We start from the raw sequence: 25,448 nt of genomic DNA, 5'->3' as shown, positions 1-25,448 counted from the left end.
TTATATTTTTATTTAATTATATTAAATTTAATAATTATTTCTATAATTAATATAACTATTTTGAATATATAGTTCTGTATTTAATAAAAAACACCATAACAATAATAAAAGTTAAAACTTCTGTAATAGGCATAACATACCATATACTGTCTTTAACAAATATTAAAGGCATTATAAATATTAAAATACCGCTTATTACAAGTCCTCTTAATACAGCAATTATAAAAGAAGATGAAGGCTTCATTATCGCTTGGAAATAGTAAGTTGCATATACATTGAAAGGTAGTATTAGAAATGATATAAAGTAAGCTCTCATAATATTTTTTGATATAGACAAAGCTTCTTCCGAAGGCTTCATAAATGCTTTCATTAAAAAATCTGTATTAAAGTATGTAAATAAAGTATATACTATGCTAAGAACCAAAGCTGAAAATATACTGCATTTTACTGCTGATTTTATTCTGTCCATTTTACCGGCACCTAGATTCGTTGATATTATAGGCTGAGCAGCTTGTCCTATTGCATAAGCTGATGACTGAACTAATATATTAATATTTATTATTACAGAATAAACTGCCAAAGCTGATGTTCCGAAATATTTCATTATTTGCCTATTAAACATTAAAGCCAATATTCCCATTGCTATATCTATAAAGAATGTAGAAAAACCAATAGAAGCAACATTCCTTGACAATGAAAATAATTCTCTAACCTTTTGAAATTTTAAAGTATTTTTCTTACTAAATAAATGCGATATCAATATAGAAGCGGTAATAATTTGTCCTATAGCAGTTGCAAGTCCAGCACCAAATATACCCATGTCGCATACAAATACAAAGAAATAGTCACCGAATACATTGAAAACTCCTCCTGCCATAACTCCTAAAGTGGCTTTCATAGGTGCATTATCATTTCTAAGGAATGCGGCAAAAAACTGACTGAAAGCAAATAAAGGAAGAATAATTTTTATAGGAAGAAAATATCTTTTAGCTAAATTTAATAAAACTTCATCAGCACCAAAAAAATAAAGTATATTATCTTCAAATATTAATGATAAAATCCAAATTATAAATATTACTATTGATAAAGCAATAAATGATACAGTAAAGAAAGTATTTGATTTACCATATTCTCCAGAGCCTTTTGCCTTACTAAAAAGTACAGAACCTCCTATACCAAATAGTAAACCTATACCATATATTACATTCCATATTGGAGCAAATACGGCCAAAGCGGCAGCCCCATTATCACCCTCATATTGTCCTACCATAGCAACATCAACTATAGAATAAATGGCAGCTATCAAAGCACTTCCAAAACTAGCAGATAAATACTTAAAAAATATCTTTTTCATGTCTGTTTTAAGCATATCCATAAATAAAACTCCAATATTAAAAGTTTAAAAACAAAAAAGGCTGAATAAGAAATCTAATAATTAGACATCTTATCCAACCTTTGGTATTTTTATTTCCAATAAGTCCTCCGATGAACTTGGCTTGTATTATATCATATACGATTTATAAGTCAAATTTTGGACTAAAATTCTTTAAATTATTAAAATCTATTAAATAATTCAATTATTTATAATTTGAAATCAATATTTATTTATTGATATTTTTTAGATAATATATTATATTAGTATACATATTATTATATTATTATACATGTAGAAGATGTAATACTATGAAAAAGATTGTTTTTACATTTATTTTTATGTTGCTGCTGTCAGTATTTCTTTATTCTTTTCCGTATAAAATGTATACGGGAATGACAGGAGCTTTGCGTCTTGGCGGTACTCTTTACGTTAATAATGATAGGATAGGTGTTAAAGGAAAGTACACATTATCAAGTCCTATTATGATAAATTTTGGTATACTTAGAAATTTTGATATATTTGCGAGGGTTTTACCTATAACATATATTCCAGAACTTGGTGTTGGAGTGGAAGGTCAGCCTCAATTTTCTATAATGCCTAGATTCCAGTTTTTTAATGGATTCATAGGTGCTGTAGAAGTTCTTTTTCCAGGATCATCCAAACAGAAATTCGGACTTAATCCTCAGCTTCATTATTTGGTAGGATTTGGCGACTTTTTTACCATATTTTTAAATTTTGAAGTTCCAATGTATTTTAATGATCCGCACGGAGTAGTTGAGTCTGTTAGATTGAAAACTGCATTTGGTGTATATCCAGGTGCTTTATTTGGGTTTTCCCTTGCCGGCATATATTTAGAGTATCATATAGGGTATGATTTTTATAATAACGCATTTCTTTATTTAAATCATTTAGGTTTGGGAGCATATTTAGTATTGAACAGCGATGCTAGTCTTTCTCTTAACTTTACTCCGTATTTAGAGCAATTAGCAAGCGGATTCTATTTTGGTATAGGTGCTTATTTATCATATACTTTTGATTTTAATAGATTTATAAGGTAAGTTTTTTTATATTGACTTTTTTTTATTTTTTATATAATCTACATTAATGGTTAAATATTATATTTTTTTAATAATAATTATGACAAATGTACTATATCCTATAGTAATAGTTGAAGAGAAAGTAAATAAAAAGAGTATATATGAATGGCAGACTATAGAGTATTCTCTTTTATTTACTGGCGATGCGGGTAAATTCAAAGTTGAAGGTTTAAATGAAAATGCTATAAGTGATTTTGAGGTTGTTAATAAAAAAATAGAAAGCGAAACTATACATAAAGACAATGAAATTTCTACTATGAATTATAAAATAACATATACATTAAAACCAATTACTAAAGGCAAACTTAAGATACCGGAATTAGAAGCTAGATATTATAATATAGAACGCGGAAATAGTTTGGTTCCGGAAGAAGAGATTATAAAAGAGTATGATATAAGAGTTTTCAGTTCTTGGTTTATACTCATTATGATAGGACAATGGATTGTAATATTGCTTATTGCTTTTTTAATTTATAAATTTATAATAGACCAGCATAAACAAAATAAAAAATCTTTAAAAAACATATAAATAGAAACAATGAAGGAAAAGGAAATTGATACATGGTAGACAGTAATTCAAAAGATTTACAAGTAATTTCAGAAGCGTCAAAAATGGCACTCGATGTTGTTCAGGCTATAAAAGGTGAGATAAAGAAAGTTATAATCGGTCAGGAAAATATGATAGATAAACTTCTTTTAGGTATTATATGTGATGGGCATGTATTATTGGAAGGAGTACCTGGGCTGGCTAAAACATTAACTGTAAAATCATTGGCTAGTACAATAGATGCTACATATAAAAGGATACAGTTTACACCAGATTTACTTCCTGCAGATATTGTAGGAACAGAGATTTACGATATAAAAAATTCTGTATTCGTACCTAAGCAGGGTCCTATATTTTCTAATATAATACTTGCAGATGAGATAAACCGTTCTCCTGCTAAAGTTCAGTCAGCATTGCTTGAGGCTATGGGTGAACATCAAGTTACAATAGGTGATACTACATATCAATTACCAGATGTATTTTTAGTATTAGCTACACAAAACCCTATAGAACAAGAGGGTACATATCCTCTTCCGGAAGCACAGGTTGATAGATTTATGCTTAAAGTAATAGTTCAGTACCCTACAAAAAGCGAAGAAAAAACCATCATAAAAAATATGTCATCTTCAAAACCGGAAGAATTAAAATCTATAACAACTATAGAAACTATAGAAAAATTAAGAAAATTAGCTAATCAAATACATATAGAAGAAAGACTTATAGATTATATAGTAAATATTATAGATGCTACTAGAAATCCAAAAGAGTATAAACTTCAGTCAGAGTATATAGAATATGGTGCTTCCCCTAGAGCAGGCATATATTTAACTAAGGCAGCTAAAGCAAATGCTATGATGCAGGGCAGGGGATTTGTTATGCCTGAGGATATCAGAGCCGTTGCTTATGAGATATTAAGACATAGAATAAGCATAAGCTATGAAGCACAGGCTGAAAATGTTAATAGCGATATGATTATAGAAAATTTACTTTCAAATATCAATGTTCCTTGATTTGTTAATGTTAAAAAAAACAGCCTATATATAATTATATATAGGCTCGGTTTGAAAAGTTAGTAGAATTATTTTGTTTTATATACTTTTTCTATTTCTAAAAAACGCTGTATTCTAATTTTCTGTAATTCTGCAGATGATTGTGTTTTACTATCTATGGCTTTATTTATAATATTTTGATCTGGTGTTTCTTTGGCCATTTCTGATCTTATAGTATAAATTTGATTATGAATATCTAATTTTAGATCTTGTATTTGAGTATAATATTTATTTTTTATATCTTTTATTTGAGATATTTGTTCAACTGTTAATTGAACATCAGGAAGTCTTTTACCGTAAACACCCCTTCTGCAATAATCAAATTTTTTTTCGTATCCTCTAGCAAATAATGATATTGAGGATAACACCATAACAGCTGCAATTAATATTATTTTCTTATTAAACATATTCATAAACCTCCTTAATAAATATGGGATAAAGTTACTTTAAACGTATTGTTATAAAGTATCTTAAAATGAACCTCCAAAACATTTTAAGATAACTTAAATATTACCATAAACCTCTAAGTGTTCAAAGTAACTTTATTTATATAATATTAGACGTATCAATTTTAAAAAAGTTCCTGTATTACAAAATTAATTTTTATTTTTATAATTTTTTATTATAGATTTGTTAGAAGGATGTAACTTAAAAAGTTTTCAATTGAAAATTTTGGCTTGACAGTGTATGTGTGAAATATATAATGGTGTCCATAATATTTAAGGAGTATAATAAAATGGATAATAAGTTAAAGCCTATTTTTATATTAATATTTGTATTGATATTATCTATTTCATGTTCATCTTCAAAATCATCTGATGACAAAAATACAATAAATATAAATTTAGGTCCTCAGTAAAAACTATGGATCCTAGTTTAAGTTTAACATTAATAGGTTCATATTATATTTCTCATGCATTTGAAGGATTAACTAGAACTGATAAATCAGGCAATATAGTAGGCGGGGTTGCAGAAAGCTGGGAAGAGTTTGATAACGGCACTAGATATGTATTTCATTTAAGAACAAATGCTAAATGGAATGATGGTAAAATAGTTACAGCTAATGATTTTGTTTATACATGGAGAAGAGTTGTTGATCCTGTAACTGTAAGCGATTATAATTATTTAATGTCTCCTATAAAAAATGCTGATAAAATTATGTCCGGAGAATTAACACCTGATAATTTGGGAGTTAAGGCTATAGATGATTATACACTCGAAGTAATGCTTGAGCGTCCTACTGCATATTTCTTGGATTTAACAACATTCTCAGTATTCTTTCCAGTAAGAAAGGAGATTATAGAACAGTATGGAGATAAATGGAGTTTGGATGCAAAAACATATATAGGAAACGGGCCTTATACAACTATTGAAGTAAGTGCTGATGATAAAATAGTTATGGTAAAAAATACTAATTATTGGAACAGCGATTCTATTATAGCTGAAAAATTAAACTTTATTATAATGCAGAATGAAACAGCATCTGTTGCAGGAATTAAAGAAGGTTCTATAGATTTTTCTAAAATACTTCCTACACAGGATATTCCTACTTTACAAGATGAGGGTTTGCTTCAGATAAAACCTTCATTGGCTTCTTTCTTTTATTGTTTAAGCACAACTAATGAAGTGTTAAAAGATGTTAGAGTTCGTAAGGCTTTAGCTTTGGCTATTGATAGAGAGTATATAGTAAAACAAATAACAAAAGGCGGAGAGAAAGCGGCAAGTGTATTTGTACCTTATGGAGTAAAAGATGCAAACGGCGACTTTAGAGAGAACGGCGGAGAATATTTTGATGCAGGCAGTCAAAGTTATAAACAAAATGTAGAAGAAGCCAAAAAATTAATGGCTGAGGCAGGATATCCAAATGGCGATGGTTTTCCTGTATTTGAATTCAATTCTGATCCTGGAATAAATGTAGCAATTTTTGAGGCTGTTCAGCAGATGTGGAAAGAAAATTTAGGTATAGATACAAAAATAGTTCAAGAGGAGCTAGCAGTATTTTTAAGCAGAAGGTTTTCAAGAGATTTCACAATAGCAAGAGGCGGATGGTTTGCTGATTTTAATGACCCTATAAACTTCTTAGAATTATTTGCAAGTTATTCTCCTTATAATTTCTCATCTTTCAGTAATGCTCAATATGATGAGTATATAAAAACAGCTTTAAATACATCAGATCAAGCTGTAAGAATGGAGGCTATGCATAAGGCTGAGGCTATATTGATAGAGAATTTTGCTATAATACCTATGTATTTCTATTCTGAGCCTTTATTGGTTTCCCCTAAATTAAAAGATGTTATGTATGATCCTCTATCAGTACATAAATTCTATTATTCATATAAAGAATAAAATATTTTTATATATTAAATAAAAAAAGAGGGATTAATTCTCCCTCTTTTTTTATTGGTATTATTTTTATTTCAAATAATTAGATAATATCAAATAAGCCCCATACTCAAATCTGTTATCAGAATTTTTAAAATTAATCTTTATATTTGTTTCATCATTGTTGGCAGAACCGTAATACAGATTTGATACAGAAATATATATCAAAGCATTATTATATGAATCATGTATAAAATATCCTTCAATATATCCTCCGTCTCCTTCTTCCTTTTCCATTCCTAGTTTTTGTGCTGTATTTTTTATATTTCCTACAGTTACTTTTTTTGGAATCTTTGAAATTAATTCTTCTTTTGTATATTCTGATAATTGATTGAAAGGCTGTATTATATCATAATCTGAAAGCTGGTTTTTCCATTTTTCTATTAATTCTTTATTAATTTCTACAGGACTTACCAAACTTATTAAAGAATTATCATCTATTTTTATTTCCTCATCATCTATATTATTGAATGAACCGTCTTCCATATATCTGAATGTATTTAATAAATTATTGTTTTCATCATATATTCCCCAAATAAGTTTAACAGCAAATGCTTTCATAAGAGGATTTTCAAAAAATACTTCTTTCCATTCTGTGAGCGTCCATTTTCTAGCATCCATAAATACCAATAGCAGACGTTCTGTTTGTGTTTTTAATACTTTGTTTATTTCACTTTTAATTTTTGATAATTCTTTTTTTGCTTCTTCTGGAAAATCTTTTGGGAATGTTTTGAATTCTTTATTTTTTAATTCATCAAATATTGATATGGTAAAATCTGAATTTAATGTTATCCTAAATTTTTTACCATCGCTTTCTACAATTCTAATACCGTTTTTATTAAAATCAAAGTCAGGTATAATCTTATCAGCAAAAGCCTCTTTGCTTATTTTTAGTTTCTTAGTTATATTGTATAAAATCTCTGAACACGTGTTTCTTACGCTGTTTTGCTTGAATTTTCTTGATGCTTCATATACTAATCCTAAACCTTTCTTTGTACCGCTTAGAGCTATTGCCTCAAGCATGAAGCATGAGAGTTTAGCCCTGCTGCTTCCTATAGCTTTTGCTCTTTGATAGAGTTTATCAAGCTGAATATTATTTGCAAATATGCAGTATGGATAAAGTATAGATTTAGTTTTATTATCTTCATTCCAAATATTATATACATTTTCAAGGCATTCGCTTAAACTTTCACTGTCTAAAGAATATCCTATTAAATCGGCATTTCTTAGTCTGTATGCCTCTTTTATTTGTAAGTATTCTCCTAAAATATATTTTATAACTTTGCTTGGAACAGCTGTGTTTTTATCTTTTGTAAGAACATTTGATATAAGAGAATCATCTATGAATGAAGTAGTTTTATCAAATTTTTTATTATAGTTTTTTTCTGCCAAATTATTTATTTCTTCCAATGTTAATATATTATTGTCCATTTATAGTCCTAGAATATTGTTATTTATTTGTATTATAATTAACATCAAATTTTTTGTCTATATTATAAAAAACAAATTGACAAATAAAATAATTTCTATACAGTTTAAAAGGCTTTGAAAGTTTTAATGCTAAAAAAGAGGCATTAAAAAATAAATGATTTTATTAAATAAAAAGCCCAATACAATAATAGTACAGGGCTTTTAAAGATATATTAAAAATTTAGAAAATATAAATGATCATCTGATGTATCTTCTTCTTCAATTTCAGAAGTTAATACTAACTCTATAGTAACGTCTTTCTCTCTGGCAGTTTTAGCATTCAAGTCTAAGTTAGCTCTGCCTATAACTTTAGCAGGGGCATCAGTTATAACTATTATTAGTTTTTTATTATGAACAAAATTGAATTTTTCTAATGCCTCTTGTATAGCTTCATACATAGGTTCTGCTTTGTCTCCGCCTCCGGATGCAAAAAAGTAATTAACTTCTCTATTTATAAGGTTCATATTATCGCTGAAATCTATCATTTTTGTAAAATATGTATCTTTAACATCTCTGTAAAGCATGAAACCAATTCTAGCTTTTTTATGATTGTCAAATAACTGTCTTGCTATACCTCTGATTTCTTTTTTTATGCTTCTTATATAAGGATGCATACTTTCTGTTGTATCTAATACAATGACCAAATCTATAGTATCGAAATCTTTGTATCTATTAATAATATTTTTTAAATTATCAGGAAGTTTATTCTCATCATCAGCATAATTATTAGGTGTATGAAATACTTTGCTTGCATTATCCAAAGCATCCATAGCTTCTCCGTTATAAAAATTATTTTTTTTAAGATTATTATTAGCATTATCTGTAATTTTTATTACATCGATTTCTACATCATTTGATTTTACTGTTTCCTTAATCTCTTTTTTACTATTATTTTTCATAGGATTTTGCGAAAAACTAACAGGGTCATCTTTTTTTTCATTATCTATGCTGCCTATTATAATAGTATTTGTAGATGTTTCTATAACTTTATCTATAGGTCTTATAGGTACAGCTCCTTCATCTCCTCCGCTAGGCATTTGAGGAGGTATAACTTCAGGCTTCACATTAGTTGTTTCTATAACATAGTCTATAGGATAAGTGAAACTTTCTCCTCTTGTATTAAATACATTAAATGATAAATATCTGTCTTCCGGAAGCTGTTTAAAATATGCTTTAATGTATAATTTTTTTCCTAATACTCTGTTGTAAGTATTTTCTAGTATTATAGCACTATTATCAACATTTACTGTGCTTCCATAAGAAGTATTTATTAATTTATATGCTGTATTTGTTTTTCCTTCTCTTACATAGAAAGCATACTCTCCGTTATTTCCTCCTGAATAATACAAATAGAATGCATATAAATCGCCTTCTTTTTCAACATTTCTTAATGTTATAGTAGGTCTTGAAGTATTTGTATTATTTATTCTGAAAACAATTTCATTATCCAATAATTTATTTCCATTATTATCATAAGATTCTAATACTATATTAATATTATCACTTAATCTAAAAACAGAATTATTATTTCTGCTGTCTAAATATAATGTTTCAGGAATGAATACTTCAAATACTTCTCCAAGTCTGTTATGAAAATCAACATTCTTTATATTAACTATAGAATTAGAATTCCCTGTATTGTTAATATAAAGATAAGAGTTGTTTCCATTTGGAAGTTTTGAATATAATTTTAATCCGGCAGTATTGCCCTTTTTCTTTATATAAATTTGATAACCATTAGCCAATTTATCTATCAAAACATCTTCTTGATTAATACGTATAGCATAAGTATTTAGATTATTTTGACCATATAAATTTCCTAAAGTAGTTATTAATACTACCGATAAAATAACAAGCAAATATTTATATCTTATGTTTCTCATAGTTTATACCCTCTGCAAATTATTATCGGTTTTGTATGTTATAAATCTGCATTGTTATGTTAATTGAGCTGTAATATTTTTTCACTAATTATAATATTATCTCTGACTTTATTATTTCACTAGAGTTCATAAAATTATTTACTGTTAATAAATTTATATTTGTACCATCATTAGCTACAAAATAATAATTAATACCCTTTACAACTTGACTTGCAACATATAGCTCTCTGTTGTATTTTATATCTGTAACATTTTTAGCAGCATTATCGAATATTTTTATTATATCTTCTGCCTCTTTTGACTTAGAGGTATTTATTTTAGCTTCCTCATAGCTAGTGCATTTTATACCTCCGGCTGAATTCTGACTGCTTTCTATTATTTTTTCTATTTTTGATATAGATACTTTATTTTCATCTGATACATTACATATTATAATTTCATAATAAGGAAGTGCAGACGGAGTAAGTATTTGACTTCTGCAAATAAAAGCATAATTTGTTCTATTCTCAATTTGATTTCCTAAATAAAGCATTAGCTCTCTTTTTACTCCTAATAATTCTTTAGATGCATCAGTAAAAATTTTTTTTATATTTTCATCCATAGAATCAATTTGCTGAGTACTTATATTCCAAGAACCTTCTTTTGCGGCTGTTTGCTCAGGTTCGCTGTTTTTATTATTTGATTCTGATTTGCTGCTGCATGATATTAAAGATATTATCATAATAGAAATTACTGCAATTTTTTTTATCATGTTTATTCCCCATTTTTTATTATCAATAAATAGTTATAACAAAAAATATAAATAAATGAAATATTAAAAGATGCATATTTTTTAAATTTTAAAAAAATTATTTTTAGATTTTTATTTTTTTGATTAATTATTAAAATATTTTAAGTTGTTATCAAATAAATTATTGTTTTAATAAAATTATTTTAAATTTATATTTTTCTGAAAATCACTTTAAAATAGTAAAAATATGTACTAAAATTGTTAATTACAAAATATATTTTAAGAAAAAGAGTTTTTATATAAAAAATAAAATACTCTTTTTTCTTAAAGTCAAATATTAATGAACCTCTCCCCAGCTGTTTCCTTTATGTATATCAACAGTTATAGGTACATTAGCTTTAACGGAATGCTCCATTATCTCTTTCATTATAGTCATAGCCTTATCCGCCTCTTTTTCAGAAACTTCCACTACTAATTCGTCATGCACCTGCATAACTATTTTGGCAGTTTTAAAATGGTTTTTAAACTCTTTATGTATGGCAATCATAGCAACTTTTATCATATCAGCAGCACTTCCCTGAATAAGAGTATTTAAAGCCATTCTTTCAGCCTCATTTCTAGCCATAGCATTTGAAGAATTAATAGTCTTTGATAAATCTCTTATACGTCCGAGCATGGTGCGTACATAACCTTTACTTCTTACTTCCTCTACTACTTCCTCACAGAAAGGCTTTACTCTTGAATAAGTTGAAAAATATCCTTTTATAAAATCCTCAGCTTCTTTTCTTTTTATTCCAAGCTCTTTTGAAAGCCCGAATGCTGTTTTACCGTAAATGATAGAGAAGTTTATTATTTTTGCGATATTTCTCATAGAAGCAGTTACATGCTCTTTGCTAACAGAATATATTTTCATTGCTGTTTTTCTGTGAATATCATCATTATTTTTGAATGCTTCCACTAATGCAGGATCATTGCTGAAATGTGCCAATAATCTTAATTCTATTTGAGAATAGTCAGCAGCTATTAATAAATTTCCTTTTTCGGCTATGAATGTATTTCTTATGTCGCGTCCTTCTTCTCCTCTTACCGGAATATTTTGTAAATTAGGCTCTGATGAAGATAAGCGTCCTGTAGCTGTTACAGTTTGATTGAATGAAGCATGTATTCTTCCGGTTTTTTCATTTATTAAAGTTGGAAATACATCAAGATAAGTGTTTTTTAGTTTTGCATATTTTCTGTATGTAAGCATATACTCAGCAATTTTATACTTTTGTGATAATTCTGTTAAAACTTCCTCATCAGTAGAAAATCCTGTTTTAGTTTTTTTTGTCGGAGGTATTCCCATCTTATCAAACAATATATATTCCAACTGCTTAGGAGACTGAATATTAAACTCCTCTCCGGCCTCGGAATATATTTTTGATTTAGTTTTTTCCAATAAAATAGAATATTCATCGGATAATGCTTTCATTTTTTCACTGCTTATATATACGCCGTCGAATTCCATATCGGCAAGTACGCTTATAAGAGGCATTTCTATATTAAAAAATAGTTCTTCAAGATTATATGTTTTTAAAAGAGGAGCAAAGCATTCATAAAATCTGAAAGTTATATCAGCATCTTCGCATGCATACTCAACAACATCTTTTAAAGGTGCATCTAATAATGTCTTTTTAGCATTATCAGTTAAATCGCTGTATTTGATAGTATTGTATGAAAGATAGGCCATAGCTAAATCGTCCATATTATATCTTCCTCTTGTAGGATTAATCAAATATGCAGCAACCATAGTATCAAAATACATATTGCCTAAACTTTTGCCAATAGCTCTCATCATCTTGTATTCATATTTAAGATTATGCCCTATAACCTTTATATCTTCTTTAGCTAAAGTATCAAATACAAGATTCATACATTTATCTTTATCTATATTTGTTCTTCCGCTTACATCCAAATAAAATGCTTCATTTGATTTTATAGCAAAAGAAATTCCTATAATAGTATCTTTAAAAGTATCAAGTCCTGTAGTCTCAAAGTCAATACATACTAATTTTTTATTGTTAATATCATTTAGAAGGTTTTTAAGTTCTGTTTCATTTTCTATTAAATAATAGCTTGCATTATTGTTTTTAGCACTTAGTATAGGACTTTCATCTTTTTTATCTTCTGATGCATTATTTTCACTATTTGATATTTTTACTTTTTCTTCTTTTTTGGATGAAGCTCCGTATATATAAGAATTAATTTTATCTCTTATTTGCTTCAATTCAAGTTCATCTAATATTCTATTAACTTCATCAATATTGATTTTATTGCTTGCTATCTCATTGTAATCTAAATTAAAATCTTTTATATCTCTTTCAATAGTAGCAAGTTTATAACTCATATATGCCGTATCTTTTGATTCTAATAATTTTTCCTGAACTTTTCCTTTTATAGAATCAATATTTTTATATATTCCGTCTAAACTTTCATATTCTTCAAGAAGTTTTAAAGCAGTTTTTTCTCCTACTCCTTTAACACCCGGTATATTATCAGAAGCATCACCCATTAGGGCAAGTAAATCTATTATTTGATTCGGATATACGCCTCTTTTTTCTTTTACAGTTTCTCTGTCATATTCCATAAGCTCATTATCTTTATTGCTTGCAACTACTCTTACATCATCATCTACAAGCTGAAGTATATCCTTATCAGGAGAATAAATAATAGTTTTAATATTTTCTTTTTTATTTCTTTCGGCAATAGTGCCTACAATATCATCAGCCTCATAATTATCTAATACAATTCTCGATATTCCCAATGCATCTATAAGTTCATAAAGCATGGGAATCTGACTTCTTAAATCATCGGGCATGCTCTCTCTATTCTCTTTATACTCTTTATATATTTCATTTCTAAAAGTTTTTCTTGAACTATCCAAAGCTATGGCAACATATTCTGCAGGATATGTATTAATAAGCGAGAAATAAGTTCTCATAAAACCATTGATAGATGAAACATTCTGCCCTTTAGAGTTTAAAAGAGGTCTTTTCAAAAAAATAAAGTGGTATCTGTAAAGTATACCAAAAGCGTCAATAATAAGAAATGTCTTTTTCATAATATGTCATTATACTATTTTATAGAAATAAGTAAATATAGAATTATAGTTTATCTTAATTTTGCTGATACATTAATAAAATATTCTCTGCTTGATATAGGATATCCTTTTATATTTTCATATTTTACATCTAATATATTTTTGACTCCGAATTTTAATGATATATCTTTTTTGAAAACAAATGAGCTAATAATATCAAAAGTTGTGTATGCTCTATCAAGCTCTGTCTGAGTGGCATTATTATATTCATCTCCTATATACTGCACATTAAAAAGTATACTTGATTCTAAATCCGTTGTTTTACTATATATATATTCTAATGATGTATTAAATTGATGTTTAGGAAGTCCAGGAAGACTGTTATTTTGAACGCTTACATTATATAAGTTTTTTCCAACCAAATAAGAATAATTACCTTTTATTTTTATAGTAGAATGAATGTTTTTTATAGGTATGCTGAATGTTATGCTGGTTCTATTTCCCTGTGTTGTTAAATAAGTATTGTTAGTTGCATCTAATAAGTCTTTTTTGCTGCTTATGAAATATAATGCTTCTATTGTTATCATACTTATAGGTTTTATAGATAATCCTATGTTTCCGCCTTGATATATATTTTGATTTTTTATGCTATTAGTATAGCCTTTATTTAATAAAGCAATATCCGTCTGCATATTTACAAAATATTTACCTGTTAGGGTTATTTCTTTTATAGGATTAAGATTAAAGTTAACATCTCCGTTTATATAGGATCTAAAATCAGCAGATGTACTTTTCTTTCCGCTGAATCCTCTTTCTTCCCCAGATGTATTTAAGTTGAACTTTAGGGAACTGTTATTTTGATTTTTTATATTATATTCCAATAAACTCATCTTTCCAGAGGATTTGCTTGCATTAGTTTGTGTCTTTTTATATCCTATAGTTTTCAATGACTCTAATTGAACATCTCTTGATAGGTTTAAATATAATACTTCTTCTGATTTAGCATATTGTTTGCTTAAAATATTGTATACTATTCTTCCTGTTAATATATGATAATTTATATCTATAGAGTCTATATTATTTTTATCATATAAAAACAAATATATTTTTTTCTTTTCGTTATTTAGTATTTCACCATTTAATATAAATGTAGATTGAGAATATACAGTTTTATTTTTTATATCTATATTAGCATATTCTTTTATCAGTTCAGCGATATTTTTTGATTTTGACTCTTTTATGTCTTTTTTTCTTATAATTATCATGCTGTCAACTAATAATTGTTTTTTCTTATGCATCGCTTGCACATCTGTATTATCTTCATCTATTATATTTTCTATAATATCAGCGTCATCATATATTTCATAATCATTAGTATCCATATCATATTGGATGTTTGTATATTCTTTATTTGTATCAATATTTATAACATTGGTATAATCTTTATTTACATAAAGATATATAGTTGTGTTTGTATTATTTTCATTAGTATTAATATATAGATTATTGGTATTATTATTTTCGTTAGTGTCAATTTCTTCAGAAAGAAGTGAAGAATATGCAGATAACAATATAAATAATACTAATAAAAATCTCATATTTTATCTTCCTATTTCAACACCTTGCATAATTAAATAAAAACTCCCAACATATATTATAACATTAATATTGTTTTTTTCATTCATTAACGTAAAAAAATCTACATAAATTAAACCATACCAATATAAATATATAAAAATAATTGATGTTGTGTCAAATATAAAATTACAAAATGTATTATTTGTGTGATTAAATGTGTATTTTATGGTTTTGGCCCGAATCTAAATCCTATTTGTAAACCTATGTCAAAGCTGCTGAATCCGATAGTATTCTTATATTCATTTTTACCTTTTAATCCGAAATCATATAAAAAATATGCTCCTATATCTAATGCTAGAATATCTGTAAAAAATACATAATAATCTATACTAGCTTTTACATACCAAGAAAAAGAAGATGCAAAATAATTTTTCATACTAGATTGATTTATAACATGATTATTTACTATTGAGTTATTATTTTTTATTAAATAATTGACTTGAAGAGGAAATTTCATTCCTCCTCCTATACCTATAGAATATTGTTTTATATTGAATTTTGATAATAATCCCAATTGTATATTATGAGTTAAGCATGAAACTAATTCTGTAATATTATTTTCTTTTTTATATACAGAAAATGAGTCGTAATAATATCCTATTTCTCCTAATATGCTTATAGCAAAATTATCAACTACTGAAAACATATATCCTGTTTGAAAAAGTACTGTAGCATCTACATTAGGAGCCATTTGATATCCTAAGTTTTTTATATGTTCGTTTGGATATGATAATGTTATCCCAAAAGGAATATTTAACATAGCTTCAAAACCGCTTTTAGCAAATACAATGTTAAATGATATTATAAAAACTATTATATATAGTTTTAATTTATTAAAAAGTATCATAAGATATCCAACCAATTTAGTAAATAAACAATAATTTATGTAAAATATAGTGTCAATGTATTATATATAATATCAAAAAAAAATCAATAATTTCATATTATAAAATTTATGCTTAATAGTTTATTTTATGTTTTGCATTATTCTAATAAATAGGTATAAATTACTGTCATAGTTGTATGTGAAAGGCTCTGTATTTGGAAAAAGCATTATGAATCTTACTACATATACTGCTATAAATATTATTAATACAGTAATTGTAATAAAATTATTGTTGTATATGTAATTTGCTATTTTTGATTTATTTCTTAGCATTACAACTAAAAAAATTATACTCGGCAGCATGAATAGCGGATGATAATGAAATGCTTTTTTAAAATTTAATTTTAGAACTTCTATATGTGCTCTAGTCATTCCGCAGCTTGGACATGGAAATCCAGTGTTATTTCTTATAATACATAAATCATCTATTGGTATGCTATAAGCTGCTTTATGATTTTTATTATCATAATTTATAAATAATACCAATAATGCTATTAATATAATTTTTATGATTTTAAACATTAATTTATAATATATTTAAAATACATTTATTCAATAGCTTTATATATAATAAATTTTATAATTAATTATAAGTAAATAAAAAAGGAGCTGTAAAAACAGTCCCTTTTTCTGGTTAAAAAATAATTATTTTATTTTAAAGCTTTTGAAAATTCTGCGTATCCTCCATCTTTTAGATAATGCACATTTTTAAATCCATTATCAAGTAAATATTGAACACTTTTTCCTGAACGTCCGCCGCTTTTACAATAGAACATGTATTTTTTAGTTTTATCTAATGATAATATTTTTTTTGAATATCCTTCAGCTCTATAGTCAATATTAATAGCCCCTTTTATAATTCCTGTTTCTTTAATTTCTTTAGGTGTTCTTAGATCAACTAATATTATATTAGGATCAGATTTCCATAATGATATAAAATCATTAAGAGCCAAGCCGTTTTTACCCGCAGCTTTTACATTGTCAAGTTCGTATGCAGCTTCATTAGTTTTTGCTGTCTGAGCATTACATACAAATGCTGTTAATAATAGCGTAAAAATAACAAAAATATTTCTTTTCATAGGTGTACTCACTAGTAGTATATTTAATTTATTAGTTAGACGAATATTATTTTATGAAAGTTCCTCAAAATTTAATTTTTTATAGTTAATTAATATATTTAAATATTTTTATGAAGCTTATAATAAAAAAGGGCTGTAATAAACAGTCCCTTTTATTTTGAAATTCTAATTATTTATGCTTAAGAATTTTTATTTGTTTCCTTGATTTTCATAGTTATTTGAATTATCTGTTAATACCATATCGCTTAAATAGTTAAGCAGTCTATTAAAATTATTCATGGTTTCTTTATCTAATTCTCTATTAAGAATATTATTTTTAAATAATGAAGAAAGGCTTCCGCTTTTATTTTGTATCATTTCTATATACCTTTTTTTATCGTTATCACTAAATAGACTTTCTATTTGTTTGAAAGATGGATCTACTTCTTTTAATTGAAATACTGTCAATCTCTCTTTCATTAAAGAAGTTGATTCTGAAGCTTTTTTGAATAAATTTGCTCTCTCATCACTGTCTGTTAATATAATAGCCTCTCTAAACTGTACTAGATGTTCTAATTTCTTATTCATTTTTTCATCATCTTTTCCAAGTCCGCAAATAGGTAAGAATACTAAATTGATTTTTTTATTTTCTTTTTCCTCTTTTAATTTCTTGAAAGCTGTAAGGTAATTATAATCCATAAGTCCTTCAACAAATATTACTTTATTATTAGGATTGGTTATTATATCCCTATGAAGAATCCCAAAACCATTTATTATTTCATTTAATGTATCAACTTCATTTTCGGCTATAACAGAAAAATCATTCTGTATTTCAACACCTGTTTTATCTTTTTTGAATTTTACGATTCTAAGCTCATCTAAATAATCAACATCTATAAATGAAGGATTATGAGTAGTAACTATAAATGTTATGCCGTTATTTCTGGCAAATTTTTTGATAAAATTCCTTAAATCTCTTACAGCAGGCAAAGCTAAATGAGCATCAGGTTCATCTATTAAAACAATATCACCAGTATTTAATTTATTAGAATATAAAAAGTTAAAGAAGAAGTTAAAGAACCATTTAAATCCTACAGACTGATTTTGTAATGAAATTATATGTCCGTTTTTTTGTATGTATAAATAAATTTCATCTTTTTCAAATTTTATGTGAAAATTATATTCCTGTGTATTTAATCCCTGAAAATATAAATCATTAAATTTTTTACTAACTACTTTGTTTAGTTTTTCATTAATATTATTTTGGAATTGATCCTTATATCCTCTTATTTCTTTATCTTTTGCATAAGAAATTTCTACAGTGTCTACATCTTTATCTATGGCTTTAAATAGGGAATTAAAAAAACTAGAATTTTTAATGTTTTCGGGTGTAGTAATCAAATCACTATTTTTTAGTTCTTCTTCTTTGTAATAAATAATATTAGGTATAAAGTTAATATTATATTTTTCTTGATTCTTTTCTAATATTTGTTTATGATGTTCATCAGGGTCTAAATCTTTAAATGATATTTTAGAGAGATTTAGATTATATTTTTTTATACATTCATTATATTCATTATTTACTTTTTCTAATTTTTTTAATATCATTTTTATTTCATCTATTATATTAGAATGATTATTATTTAATATATTATCATAATTTTCCAATATATTATTAATTTTTAATTTATAGGTATTAATTATGTTTATATCTTGAGATAATTCTATATTATCTTCTAATAATGTAATATTTATTTCAAATTCTTTTTTAAGATATTCTAATTCTAAATATGATAATTCTTTAGGATTATTAAATTCATATTTAATATTTTTATTTTCATCTAAAAAATATTCTATTTTTGGGCTTTCGTTTTTATCAGCATAAATAAGTTTTATTCTAGGCTTTGCATCTTCATAGTCCATAAAGTCTGGAATATCTTTTTTTAAATCTATACTTTTTATGTTTTCTATAGGGCTTATTACATTAACAGCATCTAGTATATTTGATTTACCAACATTGTTTTCGCCTATAAGTATTATAAGCTCTCCAATTTCATCTTTATTCAAAGTGTTATTTAAATAAAGTGTTTGAAATTCTTCCAAGTTTTTTGTAACTCCTATATTTCTAAAGTTTTGAATTTTTAGAAATCTTCTGCTCATTTGCTGCTCCTTTTTTTATTAATTTTTATTTTAAAGCCTTGAGTTTTATATAGATTTTCTAAAGGTTTTATAAATTCGTATTCTTCATTAGTTATTTTTTTATCAGCTATATTTTTGCATTTTATTAAATAATCTAAAATAGGGTCAAAGAAATTATCTTCCGAAATAAGATATATGAAATCTTCTTTGGTTTTATTTTGATGCTTTAATAAATTTCTTATTTGAATTTTTTTCTTTTCTGTTTCGCTGATATTTTCTTCTATTTTTGATATATTTTCTAATATGAATTTTATAACATTAGTCTTGCCTATATTATCATTATTATCAATGTATTCAAAAACAGTTAAAATTTTTGATTCTATTTCATTGCGATGTCCTGTTTCGTACATTTCTATATACTTGTAAATAGTAGGTCTTGACATTTCCATATATTTGGCTAAGTCCATAATTCTAATATCAAGCTCTTTTATTTTTTCTCTTAATAGTTTGTTTTCCATTTTTATCTTTCTCTTTTATTAAAATAACAATGAATTTTCAATACATTTATAGTATAGTATATTTACAAAAAATGTAAAATTTTTAATTACAAAAAGTGTAAAGTGTGTTTTGTATAAAAAATGATTTGATAGTATAGATTTTTATATGCAATTATTATAGATTTAATATATAATAATATTAAAAGGATATAGTAAAATGACAGAGTTAAGAGAAAAGACATTAAATTTAATCAAAGAGCTACCGGAAGATAAACTTTTATCAGTAATAAATTTTATAAAAAGTGATTCAAATGAAAAAATAATAAATGATAAAAAACAGGCTTTAGAAAACTTAAATAAGTATCAAGGAAGACTGCCTGAAAATTTTGATTATAAAAAAGAGTTAGAAGAATATAGAAATGAAAAGAATTTTAATTGATACTAATATCATTTTAGACTATTTAATTAACCGTAAACCATTTTTTGACAATTCAAAAAAAATAATAGATTTATGTGTTAATAATACTATAGAATGTTATATAGCAGCACATACAATAACTAATTTATTTTATATACTTAGAAAATATTATTCATATGATGAAAGAAAAGAAATTATTTTAGAATTATCTAAAATATTTACTATTATACCTATAGATCATAAAAAAATTAATTTGGTGCTTATAGATAAAAGCTGTAAAGATATAGAAGATGGATTACAAATAGAATGTGCTAAAGAATATGGTTTAGATTATATAGTAACTAGAAATATATCAGATTTTTTAAATTCTAAAGTAAAAACATTACAGCCTGATGTATTTATAAATTTGATAATAAAAGAGTAAGATATTATAATATCATTTTTTATTATATGTTTGATATACTGTTATAATTAATAATATTTTAAAATAAAAACTATTAAGCAGTTTATTTATATATAGAGGAAATATGCCGGAAAATAAAACAGTAAGCAAAGAGAAAATAGCCAAATCATCATTAAAAATGTCATTGGTAACTACAGTAAGCAGAATATTCGGACTTGTAAGAGATCAAATACAGGCTGCTTTGCTTGGTACTACATTTATAGCTGATGCTTTTGCCATAGGATTTATACTTCCAAATCTTTTAAGGCGTTTATTTGCTGAAGGTAATATGGTAGCTAGTTTTATACCAGTATTCACTGAACTTGAAAAAGAAAAGGGTATAGAGGAATCAAAGAAATTTTTTAGAGCTGTATTTACTCTTCTTGGATTAATACTTATAGGTGTTGTAGGAATTGGAATAATAATATCTCCTTTGCTTGTAAAAATACTTTATAAATCAGCACATAATAATATAGAAGCACTTAATCTTGCTGCTGATTTATCAAGGATAATGTTTCCTTATTTATTATTCATATCATTAGCCGCTTTGATGCAGGGAGTGCTTAATATAAGAGGATATTATTCCATATCAGCGGCAAGTCCTATTTTGTTAAATACTGTTATTATATCTATGGCATTGTTTTTTAAATTCTTTTTGCCTAACTTTTTCAATAATATGGCTTATGTATTTGCTTTTGCTGTATTGCTTGGAGGGTTCGTTCAATTTGCATATCAAATGCCTTTTGTACATAAGCAGGGTTTTAGTTTCAAGCCTTATTTTCATTTCAAAGAACCTTATGTTATAAAAATGATAAAATTATTCGCTCCTGGTATTTTTGGGGCAAGTATATATCAGATAAATTTACTTGTTTCTACTGCATTTGCCGGAGCTATAGGGGAGGGCAGGGTTTCAGCTGTTACTTTTGCTACTAGAATACATGAATTTGTTTTGGGAGTTTTTGCTGTAAGTGTTGCTACTGTTATGCTTCCTACTTTAAGTAAATTAATAGCTGATAATAAAAAAGATGAGGCTGTTGAAAATTTATTTTATTCTTTAAGACTTGTAGCATTAGTTACTATTCCGGCTGCTTTCGGATTTGTAGTATTAGGTAAGGAAATTGTAAGAATGATATTTGAATATGGTGCTTTTTCTTCAAAATCTACATATTTAGTATCAAGTGCTTTAAGATATTTATCTATATCATTATTTTTTGTAGCAAGTTATAGGATATTGGTTCAGTCTTTTTATGCTATGAAAGATATGAAAACTCCTGTTTATGTGGCATTTTTTACATTTATAATCAATGCTGTTAGTAATTATTTATGTGTTTATATATTTAAATTCGATATTATAGGAATATCAATATCAAGTGTTATTGCAAATATTGTATCTTTTTGTATACTATATATATTGCTTATGAAAAGAATGGCTATTAAATCTGTAATTAATAAAAAGATTGAGGTAGTGAAAACTATTATATCAAGTTTATTTATGGCTGCTGCTGTTTTTGGTGTAAAATATTATTTATTGTATAATAATAGTGATTCTAGGATATTTTTTATATTTAAAGTTTTTATACTGATATTGCTTGGAATATTAGTATATTCTATAACTAATATAGTATTGAGAAATGATGATTTTGTATCCTTTATTAATATGTTTAAAGGAAAACTATTAAGAAAGTTTGTCAAAAAATAAATATATATTTTTTTATAGCTCTCAATAATATATTAAAAGTATCCGACAATTTAAGTAATAATTTTTTAATAAAATAATAAGGTTTTTATATGAGTTTAAAGAATAAGGTACTTCTTTTGGTTGTCATAGTAGTCATTTTGGCATTATCTCCTACTATCTTTATAAATACAAGAACAAATAAGAAGGCATTGTATGATTCAGCGATGTCAGTATCTCAGAACTATTTCTATGATATGGTATCTACTTTTGATAATATATTTGCCTCTACAAGTGTTGGAACAGTTTCTTTATCAGATATTGCCACAGTATCTTATGACTTATATTCTACAGGAGCAGTTAGAGATGTAGCTACAAACCTTAGAAAAATTATTTACCGCTTTCATAAGTCTCAAACAGCTTTACATCATGTAATTGCTAATGGTATATATTTTGAACCAAATATTATAGAAAATAATCCTTATATGAGAGATATTTATTCATTATATTTATACGATGTAGGCAATACAGGAAATATGCAGCCTAAAATTGAAACAGCTAGCGATAATTATACTGAAGAGGAGTTTTATTCTCTAGCTTTGCCTAATAATTGGAATAGAGAAGCTAAAAGACCAAGCCCTATATATTTTTCTTCTCCATATCTAAAAAATATAGATAAGCCGCAGAAAGTTATTTCTTTCTCATCTCCTATATATTCAAGTATTAATGATCATCTTATAGGAGTTTCATTATCTGATCTTTCTTTAGATATAGCTTATGAAATGCTTACTAATATAGTTAAAACAGGTCCTTTTAATACAATAATTTTTGATTCTAGAAATAAAAAAATAGTTTATCATGATGACCCTAATTATATACTTTCAAACATAACAAATATAGATTGGGTTAATAATGCCGTTGATAATACAACGTTTTATACTAATACAAGAATAAGAGAAAATTATATGGTTGGAGATAATTCTTATTCTTTATTTTTCAGACAATTTGATAATGGTTTTTATAATATTTTCATGTATGTTCCTACAAATTTCTTCTATAATGTTTTAACAGCTACCAATAATACAATATTCCTAATATTGATAGTTGCTATAATAATAATTATAGTTGTATTGAATGTTACAATACCTATATCATTAAAACCTTTGGATAAAATATCACAAGAGTTGGAATCAGGTGTATTTGATAATAATATATTTGTAAATGTAAGCAGAATTAATTCTAAAGATTCTCTTGGTGATTTGAGTACTTGGATAAGAATATTTTTTGATATGGTTCAGCATGTATTTTCAAGTGTATCAAAAACTCTTAAAATATCCAAAGAGCAAAGCAATGCTTTAAAAGAAAAGATGATAGATATATCTGAGTCTGCAGGATCAATGACAGAATCTGTAAGTTTAATAGTAGACAATATATCATCTCAGCAGACAGAGTTCAAACATGTAGAAAGCAGTAATTTAGAGATATATAAGATTATAGCTTCAAGTTTGGCAGAATTAATTTCTATCGATGATATGACTAATAATCTTCAAAGAAAAATTGATGATCAATCTGTAAGCTTGAATCAGATTAATTCCTTAACAGTAACTATGCAAAAGGATATTCAGGAAGTATCAGCTTCTGTAGGAAAGGCAAAAGAAGAATCTGAAAAAATGGTTGCTTTAACAGAAGATAGTAAAGAAAAAATAATGAAAACAGAGACCATTACAAAATCTCTTATTACTTCCATAAGAGGTATAACAGATTTCGTAAATTCAACTATAGATATTTCTCAGCAGACAAATATGTTGGCGATGAATGCTGCTATTGAGGCTGCTCATGCCGGCGAGCAAGGTAAAGGTTTCGCAGTTGTTGCTGAAGAGATTAGAAAATTAGCTACAACTACAAATTCACAGTCTGAAAAGGCTTGGAAAATACTTAGAGATATAGAAAAAGAAATGAACCTTATTATGTCTAGTATGACTGACAGAATAATAGGCATAGAAGATATGCTTAATAAAATGCAGAATTTTGTTAATACTATGACGAAGGTAAAAAAGGTTTCTGATGAAAAATATATTTCTACTAATGAAATAACAAGTTCTATAGAAAGTTTATATGATGCTGTAAAAGATATTAAGGAACAATATACTGCTTTGCATGGAAGAATATCTATTGCTAAAGATGATTTGGTAAATCTTTCCGATTTGTCTAAGAAGAATGATGAAGCTATGAAAATGGTATCTCAGAATACTGATGATATAGTTTCTAAAACTCAGAATATGAGCGAAAGTATAGGAAATGTATTCGGACTTATTAAAGAGATAGAGCAATTATCTAATGTTGCTAATGATTCTGTGGACAATTTGGAAAAAGAAATGTCCGATTATGTTATAAAAGATTTTGAAGAAGTTATCAAAGAAAAGATTAAGATTATTAATGAAGGCGACAGGGCTTACGGAAGACGTACATTTGTTCAAAGTATATATAAATTTGTAGTAGGAAATTTTGGTAAAGATAAATATCAAAAAATGCTTGATAGTTTACCGGATGATTCTAAAATTCTATTTAAAGATATTAAAAAATTGAAATTTAGAAAGAAATATCCTCTATCTTCTTCATGCTTTATACCAATGACTAGCATAATGGATGAATTCTATGAAGGATCAAGAGACGGTATAAGGGAAAAAGCTAGATATGACTTTAAAAAATTCAGTCTTCTTACTAAAATAAAGATAAAAATATCTCAAAAACGCAGTTTAGCTGATGTGTTTATTAACTTCAATAAAAAGATGTTTAAAAATATTAATATTGAAGTAGTTAAAGCAGAGAGAAAGCGTATAATTTATCATTTACATTATTTCCCTAACTATGATTCTATGATAGAAACATATTATGATGAAATGATAAAAAATATAATTAGATATAAATACCCTAATAGTTCTAAAGTAAAAATGACTAAATCAATAAGTAAGGGGTATATTTATACAGAATATATTGTAACTTGGTAATTTATAAACAATAAGGCTTAAATCTTTAATGATTTGAGCCTTTTTATTTAACTAAAAATATACTAATGTCTTTAT

At 26.2% G+C, this 25,448-nt stretch carries 19 protein-coding genes and 1 pseudogene; 8 read left to right on the top strand and 12 right to left on the bottom strand.

Features of this window, described 5'->3' with window-relative positions:
• Window positions 1–55: 55 nt before the first annotated feature.
• On the bottom strand, window positions 56–1,375 hold the full coding sequence (locus tag Q0J90_RS06515; protein WP_297277127.1) for an MATE family efflux transporter: 1,320 nt from the start codon (window positions 1,373–1,375) through the stop codon (window positions 56–58).
• 308 nt (window positions 1,376–1,683) lie between these two features.
• On the opposite strand from Q0J90_RS06515, the gene Q0J90_RS06510 reads away from it, so the two are divergent.
• The 3 genes from Q0J90_RS06510 (at window position 1,684) to Q0J90_RS06500 (ending at window position 4,029) form a co-directional block, all read left to right on the top strand.
• Window positions 1,684–2,433: a hypothetical protein gene (locus tag Q0J90_RS06510; RefSeq protein WP_297277126.1), complete on the top strand. Its 750-nt coding sequence runs from the start codon at window positions 1,684–1,686 to the stop codon at window positions 2,431–2,433.
• Between the two features lie 73 nt (window positions 2,434–2,506).
• Window positions 2,507–3,001 (top strand): BatD family protein, encoded by a 495-nt coding sequence (locus tag Q0J90_RS06505; RefSeq protein ID WP_297277128.1) that lies wholly within the window; start codon window positions 2,507–2,509, stop codon window positions 2,999–3,001.
• Window positions 3,002–3,084: 83 nt separating this feature from the next.
• Window positions 3,085–4,029 (top strand): AAA family ATPase, encoded by a 945-nt coding sequence (locus tag Q0J90_RS06500; protein ID WP_367173858.1) that lies wholly within the window; start codon window positions 3,085–3,087, stop codon window positions 4,027–4,029.
• 68 nt (window positions 4,030–4,097) lie between these two features.
• Here Q0J90_RS06500 and Q0J90_RS06495 read toward each other — a convergent pair whose 3' ends face one another.
• The gene (locus Q0J90_RS06495; RefSeq protein WP_297277124.1) at window positions 4,098–4,475 is read right to left on the bottom strand and encodes a hypothetical protein; all 378 of its coding nucleotides are present in this window, start codon (window positions 4,473–4,475) and stop codon (window positions 4,098–4,100) included.
• A gap of 329 nt (window positions 4,476–4,804) precedes the next feature.
• On the opposite strand from Q0J90_RS06495, the pseudogene Q0J90_RS06490 reads away from it, so the two are divergent.
• A pseudogene (locus Q0J90_RS06490) lies at window positions 4,805–6,414 on the top strand (peptide ABC transporter substrate-binding protein).
• Between the two features lie 66 nt (window positions 6,415–6,480).
• Here Q0J90_RS06490 and Q0J90_RS06485 read toward each other — a convergent pair.
• From Q0J90_RS06485 to Q0J90_RS06440, 10 genes are all read right to left on the bottom strand, one after another.
• On the bottom strand, window positions 6,481–7,881 hold the full coding sequence (locus Q0J90_RS06485; RefSeq protein ID WP_297277123.1) for a DUF4132 domain-containing protein: 1,401 nt from the start codon (window positions 7,879–7,881) through the stop codon (window positions 6,481–6,483).
• A 212-nt stretch (window positions 7,882–8,093) separates the two neighbouring features.
• Entirely contained in the window at window positions 8,094–9,803 is a 1,710-nt protein-coding gene (locus Q0J90_RS06480; protein WP_297277122.1) for a vWA domain-containing protein, read from the bottom strand.
• An 88-nt stretch (window positions 9,804–9,891) separates the two neighbouring features.
• Window positions 9,892–10,554 (bottom strand): hypothetical protein, encoded by a 663-nt coding sequence (locus tag Q0J90_RS06475; protein ID WP_297277121.1) that lies wholly within the window; start codon window positions 10,552–10,554, stop codon window positions 9,892–9,894.
• 316 nt (window positions 10,555–10,870) lie between these two features.
• Window positions 10,871–13,633, bottom strand: a complete 2,763-nt coding sequence (polA, locus tag Q0J90_RS06470; RefSeq protein ID WP_297277120.1) for a DNA polymerase I — start codon at window positions 13,631–13,633, stop codon at window positions 10,871–10,873.
• Between the two features lie 50 nt (window positions 13,634–13,683).
• On the bottom strand, window positions 13,684–14,994 hold the full coding sequence (locus Q0J90_RS06465) for a TonB-dependent receptor (protein WP_367173857.1): 1,311 nt from the start codon (window positions 14,992–14,994) through the stop codon (window positions 13,684–13,686).
• 419 nt (window positions 14,995–15,413) lie between these two features.
• Entirely contained in the window at window positions 15,414–16,097 is a 684-nt protein-coding gene (locus Q0J90_RS06460) for a PorT family protein (RefSeq protein ID WP_297277118.1), read from the bottom strand.
• Between the two features lie 120 nt (window positions 16,098–16,217).
• Window positions 16,218–16,658 (bottom strand): DUF2752 domain-containing protein, encoded by a 441-nt coding sequence (locus Q0J90_RS06455; RefSeq protein WP_297277117.1) that lies wholly within the window; start codon window positions 16,656–16,658, stop codon window positions 16,218–16,220.
• Window positions 16,659–16,786: 128 nt separating this feature from the next.
• Complete coding sequence (locus tag Q0J90_RS06450) at window positions 16,787–17,215, bottom strand: rhodanese-like domain-containing protein (protein WP_297277116.1); 429 nt, start codon at window positions 17,213–17,215, stop codon at window positions 16,787–16,789.
• Window positions 17,216–17,404: 189 nt separating this feature from the next.
• Window positions 17,405–19,354 carry an AAA family ATPase gene (locus tag Q0J90_RS06445; protein ID WP_297277115.1) on the bottom strand — a complete coding sequence of 650 codons (1,950 nt, stop codon included), beginning with the start codon at window positions 19,352–19,354 and terminating at the stop codon, window positions 17,405–17,407.
• On the bottom strand, window positions 19,351–19,851 hold the full coding sequence (locus Q0J90_RS06440) for a hypothetical protein (RefSeq protein WP_297277114.1): 501 nt from the start codon (window positions 19,849–19,851) through the stop codon (window positions 19,351–19,353). Before Q0J90_RS06440 ends, Q0J90_RS06445 begins: the two co-directional genes overlap by 4 nt.
• A 196-nt stretch (window positions 19,852–20,047) precedes the next feature.
• Between Q0J90_RS06440 and Q0J90_RS06435 the strand changes: the two genes are divergently transcribed.
• The 4 genes from Q0J90_RS06435 to Q0J90_RS06420 all read left to right on the top strand — a co-directional run bounded on the left by Q0J90_RS06435 (window position 20,048) and on the right by Q0J90_RS06420 (window position 25,373).
• The gene (locus Q0J90_RS06435; protein ID WP_297277113.1) at window positions 20,048–20,269 is read left to right on the top strand and encodes a hypothetical protein; all 222 of its coding nucleotides are present in this window, start codon (window positions 20,048–20,050) and stop codon (window positions 20,267–20,269) included.
• Entirely contained in the window at window positions 20,250–20,672 is a 423-nt protein-coding gene (locus Q0J90_RS06430; protein ID WP_297277112.1) for a PIN domain-containing protein, read from the top strand. Before Q0J90_RS06435 ends, Q0J90_RS06430 begins: the two co-directional genes overlap by 20 nt.
• Window positions 20,673–20,775: 103 nt before the next feature.
• Complete coding sequence (gene murJ / locus Q0J90_RS06425) at window positions 20,776–22,389, top strand: murein biosynthesis integral membrane protein MurJ (protein ID WP_297277111.1); 1,614 nt, start codon at window positions 20,776–20,778, stop codon at window positions 22,387–22,389.
• Window positions 22,390–22,478: 89 nt separating this feature from the next.
• The gene (locus Q0J90_RS06420; RefSeq protein ID WP_297277110.1) at window positions 22,479–25,373 is read left to right on the top strand and encodes a methyl-accepting chemotaxis protein; all 2,895 of its coding nucleotides are present in this window, start codon (window positions 22,479–22,481) and stop codon (window positions 25,371–25,373) included.
• Window positions 25,374–25,448: the final 75 nt, after the last annotated feature.

This window comes from uncultured Brachyspira sp. (assembly GCF_944390595.1).
Taxonomy (GTDB): Bacteria; Spirochaetota; Brachyspiria; order Brachyspirales; family Brachyspiraceae; genus Brachyspira.
The sequence above is the reverse complement of the archived record's forward strand: the minus strand, read 5'-3'. Positions and strand labels throughout refer to the sequence as shown.